Source organism: Tahibacter soli, assembly GCF_025717065.2.
GTDB lineage: Bacteria > Pseudomonadota > Gammaproteobacteria > Xanthomonadales > Rhodanobacteraceae > Tahibacter > Tahibacter soli.
The window spans coordinates 254,297-272,486 of sequence record NZ_JAOVZO020000003.1; the positions used below are offsets into that span (position 1 = coordinate 254,297).

At 68.0% G+C, this 18,190-nt stretch carries 15 protein-coding genes and 1 pseudogene; 7 read left to right on the top strand and 9 right to left on the bottom strand.

The features are described from left to right. Window positions 1-8 precede the first annotated feature (8 nt). The 5 genes from pstB to OD750_RS03500 all read right to left on the bottom strand — a co-directional run bounded on the left by pstB (window position 9) and on the right by OD750_RS03500 (window position 4,840). The gene (gene pstB, locus OD750_RS03480) at window positions 9-830 is read right to left on the bottom strand and encodes a phosphate ABC transporter ATP-binding protein PstB (RefSeq protein WP_263542819.1); all 822 of its coding nucleotides are present in this window, start codon (window positions 828-830) and stop codon (window positions 9-11) included. Continuing rightward, window positions 823-1,710 (bottom strand): phosphate ABC transporter permease PstA, encoded by an 888-nt coding sequence (pstA, locus tag OD750_RS03485; RefSeq protein ID WP_263542820.1) that lies wholly within the window; start codon window positions 1,708-1,710, stop codon window positions 823-825. Before pstA ends, pstB begins: the two co-directional genes overlap by 8 nt. Continuing rightward, window positions 1,710-2,687, bottom strand: a complete 978-nt coding sequence (pstC, locus tag OD750_RS03490) for a phosphate ABC transporter permease subunit PstC (RefSeq protein ID WP_425508214.1) — start codon at window positions 2,685-2,687, stop codon at window positions 1,710-1,712. The genes pstA and pstC overlap by 1 nt, the downstream gene beginning before the upstream one ends. A gap of 135 nt (window positions 2,688-2,822) precedes the next feature. Next, window positions 2,823-3,863 carry a phosphate ABC transporter substrate-binding protein PstS gene (pstS, locus tag OD750_RS03495; protein ID WP_425508215.1) on the bottom strand — a complete coding sequence of 347 codons (1,041 nt, stop codon included), beginning with the start codon at window positions 3,861-3,863 and terminating at the stop codon, window positions 2,823-2,825. A gap of 194 nt (window positions 3,864-4,057) precedes the next feature. Further along, a complete protein-coding gene (locus OD750_RS03500) occupies window positions 4,058-4,840 on the bottom strand; it encodes an enoyl-CoA hydratase/isomerase family protein (protein WP_263542823.1) in 783 nt (260 codons plus the stop codon). A gap of 241 nt (window positions 4,841-5,081) precedes the next feature. Here OD750_RS03500 and bamJ point away from each other — a divergent pair, with 241 nt between their 5' ends. From bamJ to OD750_RS03515, 3 genes are all read left to right on the top strand, one after another. Further along, window positions 5,082-5,762 (top strand): BamJ family beta-barrel-assembly machinery protein, encoded by a 681-nt coding sequence (gene bamJ, locus OD750_RS03505; protein WP_263542824.1) that lies wholly within the window; start codon window positions 5,082-5,084, stop codon window positions 5,760-5,762. Window positions 5,763-5,878: 116 nt separating this feature from the next. Continuing rightward, entirely contained in the window at window positions 5,879-6,430 is a 552-nt protein-coding gene (locus OD750_RS03510; protein ID WP_263542825.1) for an ECF-type sigma factor, read from the top strand. After that, complete coding sequence (locus tag OD750_RS03515) at window positions 6,430-9,168, top strand: serine/threonine-protein kinase (RefSeq protein ID WP_263542826.1); 2,739 nt, start codon at window positions 6,430-6,432, stop codon at window positions 9,166-9,168. Before OD750_RS03510 ends, OD750_RS03515 begins: the two co-directional genes overlap by 1 nt. 10 nt (window positions 9,169-9,178) lie before the next feature. Here the strand turns inward: OD750_RS03515 and OD750_RS03520 are convergent, their stop codons facing one another. After that, the gene (locus tag OD750_RS03520; RefSeq protein WP_263542827.1) at window positions 9,179-9,988 is read right to left on the bottom strand and encodes a hypothetical protein; all 810 of its coding nucleotides are present in this window, start codon (window positions 9,986-9,988) and stop codon (window positions 9,179-9,181) included. A gap of 348 nt (window positions 9,989-10,336) precedes the next feature. Between OD750_RS03520 and OD750_RS03525 the strand changes: the two genes are divergently transcribed. Beyond that, window positions 10,337-11,545, top strand: a complete 1,209-nt coding sequence (locus OD750_RS03525; protein WP_263542828.1) for a trypsin-like serine peptidase — start codon at window positions 10,337-10,339, stop codon at window positions 11,543-11,545. A 49-nt stretch (window positions 11,546-11,594) separates the two neighbouring features. Here the strand turns inward: OD750_RS03525 and OD750_RS03530 are convergent, their stop codons facing one another. Then, entirely contained in the window at window positions 11,595-11,966 is a 372-nt protein-coding gene (locus OD750_RS03530) for a hypothetical protein (protein WP_263542829.1), read from the bottom strand. A gap of 64 nt (window positions 11,967-12,030) precedes the next feature. Here OD750_RS03530 and OD750_RS03535 point away from each other — a divergent pair. Together OD750_RS03535 and OD750_RS03540 are read left to right on the top strand one after the other, a co-directional pair. Further along, window positions 12,031-12,833, top strand: a pseudogene (locus OD750_RS03535) (CoA pyrophosphatase). After that, window positions 12,830-13,684, top strand: coding sequence for a sulfurtransferase (locus tag OD750_RS03540; RefSeq protein WP_263542830.1), 855 nt, complete (start codon window positions 12,830-12,832; stop codon window positions 13,682-13,684). Before OD750_RS03535 ends, OD750_RS03540 begins: the two are co-directional and overlap by 4 nt. A gap of 58 nt (window positions 13,685-13,742) precedes the next feature. On the opposite strand, the gene OD750_RS03545 is transcribed toward OD750_RS03540, so the two are convergent. Continuing rightward, a complete protein-coding gene (locus tag OD750_RS03545) occupies window positions 13,743-14,501 on the bottom strand; it encodes an enoyl-CoA hydratase/isomerase family protein (RefSeq protein WP_263542831.1) in 759 nt (252 codons plus the stop codon). Between the two features lie 99 nt (window positions 14,502-14,600). On the opposite strand from OD750_RS03545, the gene OD750_RS03550 reads away from it, so the two are divergent. After that, window positions 14,601-15,053: a copper chaperone PCu(A)C gene (locus OD750_RS03550; protein ID WP_263542832.1), complete on the top strand. Its 453-nt coding sequence runs from the start codon at window positions 14,601-14,603 to the stop codon at window positions 15,051-15,053. Window positions 15,054-15,218: 165 nt separating this feature from the next. Here OD750_RS03550 and uvrA read toward each other — a convergent pair whose 3' ends face one another. Further along, window positions 15,219-18,089 (bottom strand): excinuclease ABC subunit UvrA, encoded by a 2,871-nt coding sequence (uvrA, locus tag OD750_RS03555; RefSeq protein WP_263542833.1) that lies wholly within the window; start codon window positions 18,087-18,089, stop codon window positions 15,219-15,221. Window positions 18,090-18,190 lie beyond the last annotated feature (101 nt).

An 18,190-nucleotide genomic window follows, 5' to 3' on the forward strand; every position in this document is an offset into this window, starting at 1 on the left:
TCTCTTCCTCAGCCGAACCGGCCGGTGATGTAGGCTTCGGTCTGCGAATTGCTCGGTCGCGTGAACATCGTTTCGGTCTCGCCGAACTCGATCAGTTCGCCCAGATACATGAACGCGGTGTAGTCCGAGCAGCGCGCAGCCTGCTGCATGTTGTGGGTGACGATCGCGATCGTGAAATCCTTCTTGAGCTCTTCGACGAGCTGTTCGATCTTCACCGTCGCGATCGGGTCAAGCGCGGACGTCGGTTCGTCGAACAGGATCACCTCGGGACGCAGCGCGATCGCGCGCGCGATGCACAGGCGCTGCTGCTGGCCGCCGGAGAGACCCAGCGCGCTGCCCTTGAGCTTGTCCTTCACTTCGTCCCAGATCGCCGCCTGCACGAGCGCCTGCTCGACGCGCACGTCCATGTCGGCGCGCGAGAGCTTTTCGTAGTGCTTGATGCCGTAGGCGATGTTGTCGTAGATCGACATCGGAAACGGCACCGGCTTCTGGAACACCATGCCGACCTTCGAGCGCAGGCGGTTGAGCGGGTAGCGCGCGTCGAGGATGTTCTCGCCTTCGAGCAGCACTTCGCCCTTGGCTTCGAGTTTCGGATAGATCGAATAGATGCGGTTGAAGATGCGCAGCAGCGTCGACTTGCCGCAGCCGGACGGCCCGATGATCGCGGTGACGCGCTTCTCGGGAATCTCCATGTTGATGTTCTTCAGCGCATGGTAGCCGTCGTAGTAGAAATTGAGATTGCGCGCGACGATCTTGGCGGACGAGGTCTGGCTCTGCGTCGCCGTGGTGACGTTGAGCGACGTGGCGACGGCGAGATTGAGATTAGTCATTGGCTACCTTCCGGCGCGCCACGATGGCGCGTGCGATGAGGCTGATGGCGAGGACGAACACGGTGACCATGAAGGCGCCGGCCCAGGCGAGCGAATGCCACGAGTCGTACGGGCTCATGGCGTACTGGAACACCACCACCGGCACGCTGGCCATCGGCGCGGCGAGGTCGTGGCTCCAGAACTGGTTGTTGAGCGCGGTGAAGAGCAGCGGCGCGGTTTCGCCGCTGATGCGCGCGAGCGCCAGCAGCACGCCGGTGACGATGCCCGGCAGCGCCGAGCGGTACAGCACCTGCACCGTGACCTTCCACTGCGGAATGCCGAGCGACAGCGCCGCTTCGCGCATCTGGCTCGGTACGAGCTTCAGCATTTCGTCGGTCGTGCGCACGACCACCGGCAGCACGATGAACGCGAGCGTCACCGCGCCGGCGAAGCCGGAGAAATGGCCCATCGGCTTGACCAGCAGCGTGTAGACGAACAGGCCCAGCACGATCGACGGCGCCGACAGCAGGATGTCGTTGATGAAGCGGATCGTTTCGCCGAGCCACGATCGGCGCGAATATTCGGCGAGGAACGTGCCGGCGAGGATGCCGATCGGCGTGCCCATCGCGATGGCGAGGAGGCTCATCACGATGCTGCCGAAGAACGCGTTCGCCAGACCGCCGGTTTCGCCCGGCGGCGGCGTCATTTCGTAGAACAGCGACGGCGCCAGCGCGGAGATGCCGTTGAGCAGCGTCGTCCACAGGATCCACACGAGCCAGAACAGACCGAACAGCGTTGCCGCGCTGGCGAGGCCGAGCGCGAGATGGTTCATGAGACGGCGACGGCGATACAGGCTTTCGGCGACGGCGGCCTTCGCCGCGGCGTTGGGAACGGCGCTCATCAGTTGCCCTCCCGGCGCGACAGGCGCATCAGCATGAGCTTGGCGATGGCGAGCACGACGAACGTGACGATGAACAGCAGGAAGCCGAGCGCGATCAGCGACGAGACGTAGATGTCGGAGTCGGCTTCGGAGAATTCGTTGGCGATCGTCGCGGCGATCGAGTTGCCCGGCATCAGCAGCGAGGCCGTGAGGTGATGCGCGTTGCCGAGCACGAACGTCACCGCCATCGTTTCGCCGAGCGCGCGGCCGAGGCCCAGGAAGATGCCGCCGATCACCGCCGAGCGCGTGTAGGGCAGCACGACGTTCCAGGCCACTTCCCATGTCGTCGAACCGAGCGCGTAGGCCGATTCCTTCAGGCGCGTCGGCACGGTGAGGAACACCTCGCGCATGACCGACGAGATGAACGGAATGACCATGATCGCGAGCACGATACCGGCGGTGAGCATGCCGATGCCGAGCGGCGGCCCCTGGAACAGCGGCCCGAAGATCGGCAGCGGGCCGAGGTGCGTCGTGAGAAACGGAATGACGGTCGTCGACATCACCGGCACGAACACGAACAGGCCCCACATGCCGTAGATGATCGACGGGATGCCGGCGAGGAGTTCGATCGCCGACGCGACCGGCGTGCGCAGCCACGGCGGCGCGACTTCGGTCAGGAACAGTGCGATGCCGAAGCTGACCGGCACGGCGATGATCATCGCGATGGCGGCGGTGACGAGCGTGCCGTAGATCGGCACGAGCGCGCCGAATTTCTTGCCGACGGCGTCCCAGTCGGTCGTCGTCAGGAAGTCGATGCCAAACGTGGAGAAAGCGGCGCGTCCGCCCCACAGCATCGACAGCGCGGCGGCGAACAGCGAAACGAGAACGAAGATGCCGGCGCCGGTCACGAGCCAGCGGAACGCGCGATCGGCGGAAAGGTCGCGCTGCGAGCGCGACGCGAGAGCGTCCGGACGCTGCGCGATCGCGCCGGCCGGCAAAGCGTGTTCAGTGCTCATGCGGATTCATTGGCCTGGGACGTCGCGCGGCGAGCGTCGTCGGTGGTTGCACGGGGCGGGGCGATACGACGAGCCGAAAGCACGGTGCGGCCCGAAGGCCGCACCGCGTGGTTTCGATCAACCGGTTTTGATCTGCGCCTGCCAGTAGGCCTCGATCTGCTTGACGAGATCGTCCGGCAGCGGCACGTAGTCGAGCTGTTCGGCCTGGGTCTTGCCCTGTTCGAACGCCCACTTGAAGAAGTCGAGCGCGGCCTTGCTGCGCGCCGCGTCCTTCGGCTGCTTGTACATCAGGATGAAGTTGGTCGCGGCGATCGGCCAGGAAGCGTCGCCCGGCGCGTTCGTGATGATCAGGTAGAAGTCCTGCGCCTTCGTCCAGTCGGCGCTCGCGGCGGCGGCCTGGAACGATTCGCGGCTCGGCTGCACGACCTTGCCGGCGGCGTTCTGCATCGCGCCGTAGGTCATCTTGTTCTGCAGCGCGTAGGCGAGTTCGACGTAGCCGATCGAGCCCGGGATCTGCTTGACGTACGCGGCGACGCCTTCGTTGCCCTTGCCGCCGACGCCGACCGGCCACTGCACGGAGGTGCCTTCGCCGACTTTTTCCTTCCACGCCGGCGAAACCTTGGACAGATAGTTGACCCAGTTGAACGTCGTGCCCGAACCGTCCGAGCGATGCACGACGGTGATCAGGCCGTCCGGCAGCGCGAGGCCGGCGTTGACCGCGGCGATCGCCGGGTCGTTCCACTTCGTGATCTTGCCGAGGAAGATGTCGGCGAGCAGCGGGCCGGTGAACGTGATCTTGCCGCCGGCGACGCCCTGCAGATTGACGACCGGCACCACGCCGCCGATGACCGACGGGAACTGGCCGAGGCCGGCTTCGTTGAGTTCCTTCGGGTCGAGCGGCTTGTCGGAAGAACCGAAATCGACCGTGCCGGCCTTGATCTGCGCGATGCCGCCGCCCGAGCCGATCGACTGGTAGTTGATCTTGTTGCCGGTCTTCGTGCTGTAGTCGGCCGACCACTTGGACAGGATCGGATAAACGAAGGTAGCGCCGGCGCCGGTGATGTCGGCGGCCTGCGCCGACACGGCGGCGAGCGCTGCGATGCCGGCGAACGCGATACGCGTCGTGAAGGAAGTGGACACGGTGACTCCTTTGGCGATGGAAACTGATTCGCAGCGCTTTGTACGCGCGCCATGTTTCAGTCGCGTGGGAGTTTTGTTTCAGTCAGATGACAAACCCGGTTTTCGGCCGTCATCCGTACGCGGTCGCGCAGAGCAAGTGATTGATTTCACTGGCTCCGCGCGACCACCGTTGTGTCACTTCGGTGAAATAATGTGACGCGGCGCGCCCGGGTTCAGCGGCCCGCGAACGTCGGCTTGCGGCGCTCGAGAAACGCCTTCGTACCCTCGCGCATGTCGTCGGTCGAGCAGCACAGCGCGAACGTCTGGGTCTCGTAGTCGAGCGCCTGGTCGAGCGCGCAGTCCTCGCCGATCAGCACGGCGTCGAGAATGCCGGCGAGCGCGTGCGGCGCGGCGGCGGCGAGCTGGTCGGCGAGCGCGTCGACTTCGGCGTCGAGCTCGTCGGGCGGCACCACGCGCGTGACGGCGCCGAGCGCGTAGGCGCGGGCCGCGTCGATCTGCGCACCGGTCAGGCACAGCTCCAGCGCCGCGCTGCGGCCGGCCAGGCGTGCGAGGCGCTGCGTGCCGCCGAAGCCCGGAATCACGCCGAGGTTGATTTCCGGCTGACCGAAACGCGCCTTCTCGCTCGCGACGCGCAGGTGGCAGCTCATCGCCAGCTCCATGCCGCCGCCGAGCGCGAAGCCCTGGATGCGTGCGATCACGGGCTTGCCGAGGCGTTCGACGCCGCGCATGAAGCGCTGACCGAGGCGCGAGAACGCCTGCGCCTCGACCGGGCTCAGACGCGCGAGTTCGCCGATGTCGGCGCCGGCGACGAACGCCTTCTCGCCGGCGCCGGCCAGCACGATCACGCGGACCGAGGTATCGGCGCGTGCGGATTCGAAGGCGTGGGCAAGCTCGTTCAGGGTCGCGCCGTTCAGCGCGTTCAGCTTGTCGGGGCGGTTGATCGTGATCGTGCGGACCGCGCCGCGATCGGCGATGAGGAGAGTCGAGTAGTCCATCGCAGGGCTCCTTTGCAAAGCATGCGATCTTACCGGGCTTGAGCGGCGCGTTCGTGGGCCGCGCGGGAACTTTCGCCACGCACGGCGCTCCGTTGTCGTTCAGGTTCGGCCCCGCACCCTTCGGCGGGCCTTGAGGTATGGCGGTTGTGGCCGGTCCCGGCGGGCTCCGCTATCATGTTCAACCTTTTGCGGCCGCGACGATCGCTGGTCGCTCCCGCGCTGTTTCCTTTGGAGGATTAGCATGAATTTGCGTTGGTCTATTGGCGCGGCGGCGCTGCTCGTGGCCGGTACGGCGGCCGCACAGGACACCACGACCGAGAAGGGCAAGCTGAGCTATGCGATCGGCTACCAGATCGGTAGCGATTTCGTCGAGCGCAAGATGGACGTGGACATCAACACGATCATCCGCGCGATGCAGGACGGCTACACGAAGAAGAATTCGGCGATCTCCGAAGAGGTGATGCGCGAAGTCCTCGGCAAGATGCAGCAGAAGATGATGACCGAGGCGAAGGCCGAGTTCGACAAGCTCGCCGGCGAGAACAAGGCCAAGAGCACGAAGTTCCTGGCCGAGAACAAGGCCAAGAAGGGCATCGTCACGACGCAGTCGGGCCTGCAGTACCGCGTGATCGAAGAAGGCACGGGTCCGCGCGCGACGATCAACAGCGAGGTCAAGGTGCACTACCGCGGCTCGCTCACGAGCGGTCTCGAGTTCGACAGCTCGTTCGCCCGCGGCGAACCGGTGACATTCAAGGTCAACTCGGTGATCAAGGGCTGGCAGGAAGCGCTGCCGCTGATGCGCGTCGGCGACCACTGGCAGATCTTCGTTCCGCCGGAACTCGCGTACGCCGACCGCGGCCAGCCGCCGCGCATCGGTCCGAACGAGGCGCTGGTGTTCGAGATCAAGCTGATCGAAGCGAAGTAAGCACCGATCGCTTACTGCAGTTATGCAGAAGGGAAAAAGCCGCGCATCGCGCGGCTTTTTCTTTTTGCGCACGCGCAAATTGATGCCGTTCGCCGATCGGTACACAATGCCGCGGCATGAACGACGACATCACGCAGCTGTTGCGCACGCATCACGAGGGCGACCGCGCGGCGTTCGACCGCCTGATCCCGCTCGTCTACGACCGTTTGTGCGCGATCGCGCGGCGCCAGCTCGCCCGCGGCTATCGCGACGCGACGCTCGACACCGGCGCGCTCGTGCAGGAGGCGTACTTCCAGCTGATCGACGAGACCGGCGTGCCGTGGCAGGACCGCGGCCACTTCTTCGCGATCTGCGCACGCACGATGCGTCGCATCATGGTGGACTTCGCGCGCAAGCGGCAGGCCGCCAAGCGCGGCGGCGGCGTCGCCGCCGAAAGCCTCGATCCGGACATGGCCGCGAGCGACGAGCAGAGCGCGCTGCTCCTGTCGGTCGACGCGGCGCTCGAGCAGCTCAACCGCGTCAACGAACGCCTGAGCCGCGTCGTCGAATGCCGCTTCTTCGCCGGCATGACCGAAGAGGAAACCGCGCAGGCGATGAACACGTCGCTGCGCAGCGTGCAGCGCGACTGGATGCGCGCGCGCGCCTGGCTGCACAAAGCGCTGAACTGATGGAATCGCCCGGCTCGCGCGATGCGAGGCTCGATGCGCTGCTCGACGCCGCGCTCGATCTCGATGCCGCATCGCGCGCGGCTTTCCTCGCGCAGCTCGAACGCGACGAACCGGCCGTGCACGCCGACCTCGTCGAGCTGATCGCGTTCGCCGAACGCTCGGCCGCGTGGCTCGACCCGGCGCAGATCGATCGTCGCGCCGCGTGGTCGGCGCTGGGCGCGTCCGACGCCGACGGCGAGGCGGGTTTGCGCGTCGGCCCGTGGCGGCTCGTGCGCAAGGTCGGCAGCGGCGGCATGGGCGCCGTGTTCGAAGCGGCGCGCGAGGACGGCGGCTTCGCGCAGCGCGCCGCGCTCAAGCTGATTCGCGCCGACGTCGCGACGCCGGGGTTTTTCGCGCACTTCGAGCGCGAGCGGCAGATTCTCGCGTCGCTCAATCATCCCGGCATCGCGCATCTGCTCGACGGCGGGCGGCTGCCCGACGGCCGGCCGTATCTCGTCATGGAATACGTCGACGGCCTGCGCATCGACGACTGGTGCGACGAGCGGCGCCTGGATCTCGATGCGCGCCTCGCGCTCTTCGTTCAGGTCGCCGAGGCGCTCGACCATGCGCACGCGCGCCGCGTCGTGCATCGCGACCTGAAGCCGTCGAACGTCGCCGTGACCGCCGACGGTGCGGTCAAGCTGCTCGACTTCGGCATCGCCAAGGTGATCGGGCACGACGCGCCGGCCGAGCGCACGCAGCACACCGCGGCGCGCCTGTTCACGCCGGACTACGCGACGCCCGAGCAGATTCGCGGCGCGGCGAGCGATGCGCGTTCGGACGTCTATCAGCTCGGCCTGCTGTTGTACGAACTCGTCTGCGGCCAGCGCGCGCAGCAGCCGGCCGACGTCACGGCCGCGTCGCTCGAACGCGCGATCTGTCTCGACGATCCGCCGTTGCCGAGCGCGGTCGCCGCGGCGAGCCCGCCGCAGATCGCCGCGAAGATCGGCGATCTTGCGCCCGCGGCACTCGCGCGCCGCCTGCGCGGCGATCTCGATCTCATCGTGATGAAGGCGCTGCGCAAGGAACCGCAGCGGCGCTACGCATCGACGCGCGATCTCATCGACGACCTGCACCGCTGGCAGCATCACCTGCCGGTACGCGCTCGGCCCGAAACGCTGGGCTATCGCGCGGCGCGCTTCGTGCGCCGCCATGCCTGGGCGGTCGCGGGCGCTGCCGTCGTGTTCGCGCTGACCGCGGCCTACGCGCTCGCCGCCACGCTGCAGGCGCGCGAGATCGCGCGGCAGCGCGACCTTGCGCAGACCGAGGCGCGCAAGGCGCGCGAGGTCAAGACGCTCGTGCTGCGCCTGTTCGAGGGCGCCGACCCCGAACGCGGCGCCGGCAAGGAGCTGAGCGCGCGCGAGCTCGTCGATTTCGGCTGGCAGGCGATCGAGGCGGAAGTCCGGGCGCAGCCCGAGGTGCAGGTCGAACTGCTGACGACGGTCGGCGAAACCTATCGGCAGCTGGGCAGCTACGACCGCGCCGAACCGCTGTTCGCGCGTGCGCGGCAGATCGCCGAGGCGAACGCGCAGGTGCCGGCGATCGCGCGCGCGGCGGCGATCCGCGGGCTCGGCCGCATGACGATCACGCTCGGCCGCTTCGACGAATCGGATGCGCTGCTGCGCGAGGCCGAAGCGCTGTACCGCGACGCCGGCGCCGACGCCGACATCGCCGCGGCGCTGAACGACCGCGGCATGCTCGCGCAGATGCGCGCCGACTACGCGAACGCCGAGCCGCTGCTGCGCGATGCGCTCGCGCGGCGCATCGCGCTGTACGGCGAGCGCCATCGCGACGTCGCCGAAACGCTGTACTGGCTCGGCGACAACCTGCGCGTGCGCGGCGACTATCGCGGCGCCGAGCCGCTGTTGACGCAGGCCGTCGCCTTGAACCGGCAACTGCTGCCGGCCGGTCACACGGTGATCGCCAACGGCCTGTCGGCGCTCGCGGATCTCAAGCGCAGCCTCGGCCGCCACGACGAGGCCGAGGCGCTGTACCGCGAGGCGCTCGCCGACCTCGTGCAGACGCGCGGCGAAGAACATGTGTACACCGCAACTTTGATGAACAATCTCGCGCGCGTGCTCAAAGCGCGCGGCCGGCCCGACGAAGCCGAGGCGCTGCTGCTGCGCTCGCTCGCGGTGCGCCGCAAGGCGCTCGGCGAGAAGCATCCGGCGGTCGCGATGAACCTGAGCGACCTCGGCTGGGTCGTCGAGAGCGCCGGCCGCATCGACGATGCCGAGCGCTATTACCGCGAAGCGCTCGCGCTGTATGCGCCGGACCATACCTGGCGCTCGTCGGCCGTGTTCAATCTCGGCAGCGTGCTCGAGAAGCGCGGCGACCTCGCCGGTGCCGAACGGCAATACCGCGAGGCGCTGGCGGCGCAGCGCGAGCAGTACGGCGCGGAGCACGAATACGTCGGCATCGATCTGCGCCAGCTCGGCATCGTGCTCGACAAGCAGGGCCGCAACGTCGACGCGCAGACGGCGCTGCGCGAATCGGTACGAATTTTCGAACTGCGTTTCAACGCCGACGATCCGCGCATCGCCGACACGCTCGTCGCGCTGCGCGCGAGCCTGCGCGCGCCCGAACACGCGCGCGAGGCGCAGGACCTCCTGCGCCGCGCGCACGCGATCCGCCTGAAAGCCTACGGCGCCGACGACGCCCGCACGCGCGCGCTCGCCGCCGAACTGCCGCGCGAATGAACGCCGCGGGTCAGTTGCACGGCCCGGTCAGCTGAATCGGGATCTCGTAGGTGTTGGAACCGGCGCCCTCGGGGACGATGTCCGGCTGGTCCACCTCGAGCGTCAGCACCGACAAGCCCGGCGGCAGCGTCATGTCGAACTGGAACTGCGTATCGGCCGCGGGTTCCAGCGCGGGCTGCTTGTGGTCGTGGACGAACGTGCCGCTCGCGGTTTCCAGCGACAGACGGTTGAGCGTCATCGTTGATGCCGCCGAACCGAGGTTCGCGACGCCGTACGAGAACGCGAACCGGCACGCGCCGTGACCGTTCGGCTCGCCGCCCTGCGGGCCGACCACGGCAATGTCGTCGGCCCAGGCGAACGAAGCGCCGCCGATCGCGAGCGGGCCGCTCGCGACGAGGTTCGCGGTCGGATACGCATTGAGCGTGCCTTGGCCCGGCGGTCCCGGCGGCGGCATGATCGGCGGTTCGTCGTTGCTGTGGAAATCGAACGCGCCGACCAGCGTGCAGCCGTTGCCGCCGCGCGTGGGAATGCGCAGTTCGCCGGGGCGCGGCTGCGCCGTCACGGACAGAAACCACAGCTGGGCCTGTTCCGGCAGCGGCGTGGCATCGACGCCGGTACGGCAGTTGCGCCGTTCGAACGCGATGCCGGGATAGACGAAGGCGCCGTCGTCGCGCGTGAGCGTCGCCCGCGGGTTCGCGGCGGTCGTACGGTCCATGCGCAGCGCGTAGGCGTGGTTTTGGGCGATCGTCGCGGCGTCCGCGACGCCGAAGATCAGCGTCGTGCCGAGCAGCGTTCCGTGCAGCAGTTGATGAAGGTTCATCGCGGTGTCCCTCGGGTAATGCCGCCGCGGCAATGTGCCGGGGCGGTCTACGGTCCTGGTCGCAAAGCGGTCGCGAATCCCGCCGCGGCAGCGGGTCGCTCCCCGTGCCGCGAGGTTGTCGCACCCCGCAACCGGACGTACGGAGAACGCCGCGTACGGGGATCACAAAAAATATTTTTCCCAACTGGCGGGTTTTTCCCGCAGTCCGCGACTAACGGGTTGCAGCGACGAGAAGCGGGCCGCGCCGGCGCAGGCACCGCCCGCGATCGAATCCTCGCGCCGCATGTTGCGAAACATTCCCGCCCGGCGTCGCGGCGCACCGACGCCCAACATCGAAAGGAAACGATCATGAAACTTGCTCGCTTGTACGGCGCGATCGCGCCGATCTTCTTCTCCCTCGCTTCGATCGCGTCGGTGCAGGCCGCACCGGGCACGCTCGCGCAGCCGCTGCTCGGGCAGGATCTGCACGTTGCGACCGTCGCCAAGGACGGCGCCGGCACGCAGATCTGGCGCTGGGCCGGCGTCGTCAACGTCGATCGCAGCGACACCGCCGGCACGGCGTCGGCGCGCGACGTCGCGCCGGCGGCCGGGGCCGACGACAAGGCCGCGGCGCAATCCGAAGGCTGGATCGCGGTCAACGCGAAGACCGGCTACAGCTACCGTCTGGAAGTGCCGCGCGAGGTGTCGCACAAGCTGTACCAGGAGGCGCTGCGCGCGGGTCTCACCGGCAGCAGCCAGGGCACGGCGGTCGCCGCGAAGGAAGACGACGTCGCCGGCGCGAAGGGCTGGAGCGACGGCGTCGACACCCGCACGCGCCGCACCGACAACACGACGTTCCCGTTCCGCGCGATGGGACAGATCGCCGGCGGCGAAACGAGCGGCTGCTCGGGCACGCTGATCGGCCGCCGCCACGTGCTGACCGCGGCGCACTGCCTGTACGACCGCGACAGCGAAACCTGGACGATCGGCGGACTGTTCCGCCCGGGCCGCGAAGGCACGTGCAACAACGCGACCTGCGAGCCGTACGGCGAACACGCCGGCATCTGGTTCTTCACGCCCGCGGCTTATCGCACCAGCACGAGCTGGCGCGACGACTACGGCATCATGGTGCTCGAAGACGCGCCGGGCGACACGACGGGCTGGCTCGGCTACGTCGCCACCAGCATCGCGAACCTGCGCGATCTGTGCGACGACGCCGGTTCGGGCCGCTGCTTCAACCGCGGCTATCCCGCGTGCGGTCTCGGCGGCGCGCCGGCCTCGTGCGTGCAGGGCTGGGCGTACCAGGATACGAACAACTGCGAGATCGGCAGCTTCAACTCGCCCGACGCCGACGGCTGGAACGCGCGCTACTCGACCGCGTGCGACCTCTCCGGCGGCCATTCGGGTTCGGCCGTCTACACCGACGTGTGGGGCGGCAGCAGCGACGTCGTCGTCGGCATCGTGAGCACGCAAACGTGCACCACCTGCTCGGCGTCCGACGACTTCCCGAACGGCATCCGCCGCATCACGCCGGAAGTGCTCGACTGGATCGCCTATTTCAAGTCGACGTTCCCGTAATCGCGGTCCGACGTTCTGCCGAACGGCGCGAGCCTGGTCTCGCGCCGTTCTATTCGCCGGCGACGCCGGCGAGTTCGTTCAACGCCTGTTCCATCTCGGCCTTGATGCGGTTGATCAGGCGCATGGCGGGTTCCGCGTCGCCGTCGTCCGGCGACTGGCCGGTCGCGCTCGCCGCGCCGCGTGCGATCGTCTGCGCGTCGTCGTCTGCGACAAATTGCGCAAGGTATACATAGCCGCGAGCCAGGCCCTCGCGCAGTTCGGGATGTTCCTGTACGACGTTCTGGAGCAAAAAGCGCAGCGCTTCGCGGATGCGTTCCTTCGGATACGGCAGCAGCGATTCGGGCAGGCCGTACACGCCCGGGGAAACCTGCGCGAGAACCTTGCCGTAGTCGCTGACCACGCGGGTGGCAAGTGCGAGCATGCTCATCCGTTCATCAGCTTGGGTTGCGGTAATCTAGCAACCTGTGTCGTCCATTCCTACGATCATGTTCTCAAACCGGCAGTCTCCCGTCGTCCTGACTCCCTGTATCGGCGTATGCGCGCTCGACGCCGACGGCTATTGCGAGGGCTGTCACCGCACCGGCGCGGAAATCGCCGCGTGGCGCACGATGAGCGACGTCGAGCGCCTGCGCATCATGGACGAGGTGCTGCCCGAACGGGAGCGCAAGCGCGCATGAGCGGCGATTCCACGGCGCCGCCGCTCGTCGCCGCACTGCGTCCGCTCGACGACCCGCCGTCGCTGCCGGGATGGAATCACGCCGAGCTTGCGGATCTCCTCGACTCGCCGCTGCGCACGCCGGCCGCGGTGCTCGTGCCGATCGTCGCGCGCGGCGACGCGCGCTCGGTGCTGTTTACGCGCCGCACCGACGCGATGCGCACGCACGCGGGGCAGGTGAGCTTTCCCGGCGGTCGCATCGAGGCCGACGACGACGGGCCGATCGCCGCGGCGCTGCGCGAAACCGAAGAGGAAACCGGCATCGACCGCGCGCTCGTGCGGCCGATTGGCTTTCTCGACTGCTTCGAGACGATCAGCGGCTTCGGCGTGACGCCGGTCGTGGCCGAGGTCGACGGTGGCTATCGCTTGTCGCCCGACCCGCGCGAGGTGGCCGAAGTGTTCGAGGTGCCGCTGGAATTCCTGCTCGACCGCGCCAATCTGCTGCGCAGCGAAATCGACTGGCGCGGGCGGCGCCGCGAAATCTTCGAATACGGCTACGACGGCCGCCGCATCTGGGGCGCGACCGCGGCGATGCTGGTGAATCTGTTGCGACGCATGGGAATTTTGCGATGAATTACACAACGCTGATTTCGCCGCAGGATCTTGCGAGCTGCTGCGGCAACGAGAACCTTCTGATCGTCGACTGCCGCTTCGAGCTGTCCGACCCCGGCAAGGGCGAGCGCGCGTGGCACGCCGCGCACCTGCCGAACGCGCGCTACGCGCATCTGGAGCGCGATCTTTCCGACCTGACCAAGACCGGCCTCGGACGCCACCCGCTGCCCGACGCCGACGCCTTCGCGCGGCAGCTCACGCGCTGGGGCTGGACGCCGGACAAGCAGGTGATCGCGTACGACGACGCGAACGGTTCGACCGCCGCGCGCCTGTGGTGGATGCTGCGCCTGGTCGGCCATCGCGAAGCGGCGGTGCTCGACGGCGGATTCGCGGCGTGGGAAGCGGCGTGCCTGCCGCTCAGCGTCGAGGCGCCGATGGAGGCGGCATGGGACGTCGATCTCGGGTTCGACCTGTCGCAGGTGGTCTACGTCGACGAACTCAAGCAGGGCCTCGCCGATCGCAGCCTTCTGCTGATCGACGCGCGCGGCGCGCCGCGCTATCGCGGCGAGGTGGAGCCGATCGATCCGGTCGCGGGCCACATCCCGGGCGCGCGCAACCGGCCGTTTCTCGACAACATCGACGCGGAAGGGCGCTTCAAGAGCGCACACGACCTGCGCGAGGAATTCGTCGCCGTGCTCGGCGACTACGCGAGCGAGCAGGTCGTGCATTCGTGCGGCTCGGGCGTTACGGCGTGCCACAACCTGCTGGCGATGGAACATGCCGGCCTCGGCGGTTCGCGCATCTTCGCGCCGTCGTGGAGCGGCTGGATCGCCGATCCGGACCGGCCCGTCGCGCGCTGCGCGACGCCCTGAAAAATCCGCGCGGATTTCGTCGCGCCGCGCCGCGGCGGCGCGGCGAGCGACATCCGGATCAGCCGCCCTTGGCTTTCAGTTTCGCGACGAGCGCCTGCAGCACGCGCTGCGATTCGTCGCCGAACCAGCCGTCGACGAATTCGTCGACGCCGAGCTTGCTCGCGTCGGCGAACAGCGCGGTGAGATCGGCCCGCGCGAGCGCGCGGGTGCCGGCCATCGCCTGCGGCGGCAGCGCGAGGATTTCGCCGAGCCATGCCTGCGCGCGCGTGGTGACGTGGTCGACGTCGACCAGTTCGTCGACCATGCCGATCGCCAGCGCCTGCTCGGAATCGATCATCGCGCCGGCCACCATCAGCCGCTCGGCGCGATACGTGCCGACGAGGCGGCGCAGCGCGGCCTGGATCACGCCGGGTACGACGAGGCCGACCTGCACTTCGTTGAGGCCGATGCGATACGCGCCGCGCGCCATCACGCGGTAGTCGCAGAAGATCGACAGCACGGCGCCGCCGGCCGGACTGTGGCCGGCGATCGACGCGACGGTCGGAATCGGCGAACACGCGAGCGCGCCCAGCAGGCCGAAGAAGTCGATCCAGACCTCGCGCATCTGCGCGCGGTCGAGCGCGAGCAGCGACGGCACGTCGAGGCCACCCGAGAACAGGCCGCTGCGGCCGGACAGGATCACGCCGCGCGCGCCTTCCTTCGGCGCGTTCTCGACCGCGGCGCGCAGCGCGCGGATCAGGCCGGCGTCGAGCGCGTTGACCGGCGGCCGCGCCATGCGCAGCTCGAGAATGGCGTCGTGGCGAATCAGGTCGAGCATGGAAGACTCCAGGGGTATACATTGTTCGGCTGCGACGCGATGTCGCGGCCGGGTCGAGGCGAGCGACGGCTATCATAGCGACAAAACCGGAGACTCAAGATGCTGCGCCGTTGCGTTCTGCTGATCGTTTCATTGGCCGCGTTCCCGGCGTTCGCCGCCGGCAGGCTCGTCGTCGACGATGCGTGGATACGCGCCGCGCCGCCGGGCGCGCGCATGCTCGCAGGCTACGCGAAGCTGACCAACGCCGGCGACGCGCCGATCGTCGTGACGGGGGCGACCAGCGCCGCGTTCGGCGACGTGAGCATGCATGCGAGCGTGGTCGAGGACGGCGTCGCGAAGATGAGGCCGCTGCCGTCGCTCAACATCGCGCCGGGCGCGACGGAAACCTTCGAGCCCGGCGGCCGGCATCTGATGCTGATGCAGCCGGCGGCGGCGATGGCGACCGGCGCGAAGGCGACGATCGCGTTGACCGTCGAAGGCGGCGGCGAGGTGGCCGCCGAATTCGTCGTGCGCGACGGCGCGCCGGAAGCCGGCGCGCACGATCATCACTAGTGGCCTGTAGCAGACGAATCGGAAGAGGGATCGCGACGGACTGGTCGTACAGGACGCCGCTGCGGAGTGAGGCCGATAGCACCCGCTATCGGCCGAGTGAGCAGCAAGTACTGTGCGGCCAGGACGAGCGAGCTGCTTTCGATTTGTCTGTTACAGGCCACTAGACTAGGCGGCGGCTTTCTTCCGCCCGTTCGCGGCCTTGGCAGGCTTTTCGGGCGGCATCAGGCGCGCGAGGAACTGGCCGGTATGCGAGCGCGGATTCTTCGCGACCTCTTCGGGCGTGCCGACCGCGATGATCTCGCCGCCGCGATGCCCGCCTTCGGGGCCGAGGTCGATCACCCAGTCGGCGGTCTTGATCACGTCGAGATTGTGCTCGATCACGACGACGGTGTTGCCGTCCGCGGACAACCGGTGCAGCACTTCGAGCAGCTGCTCGATGTCGTGGAAGTGCAGGCCGGTGGTCGGTTCGTCGAGGATGTAGAGCGTGCGGCCGGTGTCGCGCTTGGACAACTCGCGCGACAGCTTCACGCGCTGGGCCTCGCCGCCGGAGATCGTCGTCGCGCTCTGGCCGAGCTTGATGTACGACAGGCCCACGTGCATCAGCGTCTCGAGCTTGCGCGCGAGCGTCGGCACGTTCTCGAACAGCTTGTTCGCGTCTTCGACCGTCATGTTCAGCACGTCGGAGATCGTGTGGCCCTTGTACGTGATCTCGAGCGTCTCGCGGTTGTAGCGCTTGCCGTGGCAGACGTCGCAGGGCACGTACACGTCGGGCAGGAAGTGCATCTCGACCTTGATCATGCCGTCGCCCTCGCACGCCTCGCAGCGCCCGCCCTTGACGTTGAAGCTGAAGCGTCCGGCGCCGTAGCCGCGCGCGCGAGATTCGGGCACCTGCGCGTACAGCTCGCGCAGCGGCGTGAACAGGCCCGTATACGTCGCCGGGTTCGAGCGCGGCGTGCGGCCGATCGGCGACTGGTCGATGTCGACCACCTTGTCGAACAGGTCGAGTCCCTCGGCCTTGCGGAACGGCGCCGGCTTTTCGTTCGCGCCGTTCAGTTCCGCCGCGATGTGGCGATACAGCGTGTCGTTGATCAGCGTCGACTTGCCCGAACCCGACACGCCGGTGATGCAGGTGAACAGGCCGGCCGGAATTTCCAGATCTACATTTTTTAGGTTGTTGCCTTTCGCGCCGAGCACCTTGAGCATGCGTTCCGGATCGGGCCGGCGGCGTTCCTTGGGCGCGGCGATGCGGCGCTTGCCGGTGAGGTATTGCGCGGTCAGCGAGCGCGGACTCTTGAGCACGTCCTTCAACGTGCCCTGCGCGACGATTTCGCCGCCGTGCACGCCGGCACCGGGGCCGATGTCGACGATGTGGTCGGCGAGGCGGATCGCGTCCTCGTCGTGCTCGACGACGATCACCGTGTTGCCGAGGTCGCGCAGGCGCGTGAGCGTCGACAGCAGGCGTTCGTTGTCGCGCTGGTGCAGGCCGATCGACGGTTCGTCGAGCACGTACATCACGCCGACGAGGCCCGCGCCGATCTGGCTCGCAAGACGAATGCGCTGCGCCTCGCCGCCCGACAGCGAATCGGCCTGGCGTTCGAGCGTGAGATAGTCGAGGCCCACGTCGACGAGAAAACGCAGGCGTTCGCGGATTTCCTTGACGATCTTCGCCGCGATTTCGCCGCGCCAGCCGGCGAGCGTGAGCGCGCTGAAGAACGCGAGCGACTGGTCGATCGGCAGCGCCGACAGCGACGCGAGGTTGCGGTCGGCGACGAACACGTTGCGCGCCGAGCGGTTCAGGCGCTGGCCTTCGCAGTCCGGGCACGGGCGCGAGCTGATGAACTTCGCGAGTTCTTCGCGCACGGCCGGCGATTCGGTTTCCTTGTAGCGCCGTTCGAGGTTCGGAATGATCCCCTCGAAGCGGTGCTTGCGCGTCATGTTCGTGCCGCTGTCCGACAGGTACTTGAACTGGATCTGCTCGTCGCCCGATCCGAACAGCACGGCCTTCTGGATCGCGCTGGACAGCTTGTCCCAGCGCGCGTCGACGTCGAAGCCGTAGTGCCTGGCCAGCGACTGGATCATGTGGAAGTAGTAGGCGTTGCGGCGATCCCAGCCGCGCACGGCGCCGGCTGCGAGCGAATGCTCGGGATGCACGACGACGCGCGCCGGATCGAAGAACTGGCTGACGCCGAGGCCGTCGCAGCTCGGGCACGCGCCGATCGGCGAGTTGAACGAAAACAGGCGCGGCTCGAGTTCGGGCAGCGAGTAGTCGCAGATCGGGCACGAGAAGCGCGAGGAGTACAGCGTTTCGGGCGTGTCGGGCGCGTCCATGTCGGCGACCAGCACGAGTCCGTCGCCGAGGCGCAGGCCGGTTTCGAACGATTCGGCGAGCCGCTGTTTGAGATCGGCCTTCGGGCGGAAGCGGTCGATCACGACTTCGATCGTGTGTTTCTGTCGCAGCGCGAGCGGCGGCACGGCGTCGAGCTCGTGCACCGTGCCGTCGACGCGCGCACGCACGAAGCCCTGCGCGCGCAGCTGTTCGAACACCTGCACGTGCTCGCCCTTGCGTTCGCGGATGACCGGCGCGAGCAGCATGTAGCGGTGTTCGGGATCGAGCGCGAGCGTCGCGTCGACCATCTGGCTCACGGTCTGCGCTTCGAGCGGAATGCCGTGGTCCGGGCAGCGCGGCGTGCCGACGCGGGCGAACAGCAGGCGCAGGTAGTCGTAGATCTCGGTGATCGTGCCGACCGTCGAGCGCGGGTTGTGCGACGTCGACTTCTGTTCGATCGAAATCGCCGGCGACAGGCCTTCGATGTGGTCGACGTCGGGTTTTTCCATCACGGACAGGAACTGCCGCGCGTACGCCGACAGCGATTCGACGTAGCGGCGCTGGCCTTCGGCGTAGATCGTGTCGAACGCGAGCGACGACTTGCCCGAGCCCGAAAGCCCGGTGATCACGATCAGGCTGTCGCGCGGCAGATCGAGATCGATGTTCTTGAGATTGTGCGTGCGCGCACCGCGGATGCGGATCGTGTCCATGGACCGTCGCTGGGGGAGTTGAACGGGGTATTATGCCCCCGCGTTGCGGACACTTTCTGTCCTGATTGGCGTTGCCGGGGTCGCGCAGGAAACTGGGGGCG

Excerpts from the sequence above, each read along its gene's own strand:
- pstB (WP_263542819.1), bottom strand. The coding sequence starts at position 830 with ATGACTAATCTCAATCTCGCCGTCGCCACGTCGCTCAACGTCACCACG.
- pstA (WP_263542820.1), bottom strand. The coding sequence starts at position 1,710 with ATGAGCGCCGTTCCCAACGCCGCGGCGAAGGCCGCCGTCGCCGAAAGC.
- OD750_RS03500 (WP_263542823.1), bottom strand. The coding sequence starts at position 4,840 with ATGGACTACTCGACTCTCCTCATCGCCGATCGCGGCGCGGTCCGCACG.
- bamJ (WP_263542824.1), top strand. The coding sequence starts at position 5,082 with ATGAATTTGCGTTGGTCTATTGGCGCGGCGGCGCTGCTCGTGGCCGGT.
- OD750_RS03510 (WP_263542825.1), top strand. The coding sequence starts at position 5,879 with ATGAACGACGACATCACGCAGCTGTTGCGCACGCATCACGAGGGCGAC.
- OD750_RS03515 (WP_263542826.1), top strand. The coding sequence starts at position 6,430 with ATGGAATCGCCCGGCTCGCGCGATGCGAGGCTCGATGCGCTGCTCGAC.
- OD750_RS03520 (WP_263542827.1), bottom strand. The coding sequence starts at position 9,988 with ATGAACCTTCATCAACTGCTGCACGGAACGCTGCTCGGCACGACGCTG.
- OD750_RS03525 (WP_263542828.1), top strand. The coding sequence starts at position 10,337 with ATGAAACTTGCTCGCTTGTACGGCGCGATCGCGCCGATCTTCTTCTCC.
- OD750_RS03530 (WP_263542829.1), bottom strand. The coding sequence starts at position 11,966 with ATGCTCGCACTTGCCACCCGCGTGGTCAGCGACTACGGCAAGGTTCTC.
- OD750_RS03540 (WP_263542830.1), top strand. The coding sequence starts at position 12,830 with ATGAATTACACAACGCTGATTTCGCCGCAGGATCTTGCGAGCTGCTGC.
- OD750_RS03545 (WP_263542831.1), bottom strand. The coding sequence starts at position 14,501 with ATGCTCGACCTGATTCGCCACGACGCCATTCTCGAGCTGCGCATGGCG.
- OD750_RS03550 (WP_263542832.1), top strand. The coding sequence starts at position 14,601 with ATGCTGCGCCGTTGCGTTCTGCTGATCGTTTCATTGGCCGCGTTCCCG.
- uvrA (WP_263542833.1), bottom strand. The coding sequence starts at position 18,089 with ATGGACACGATCCGCATCCGCGGTGCGCGCACGCACAATCTCAAGAAC.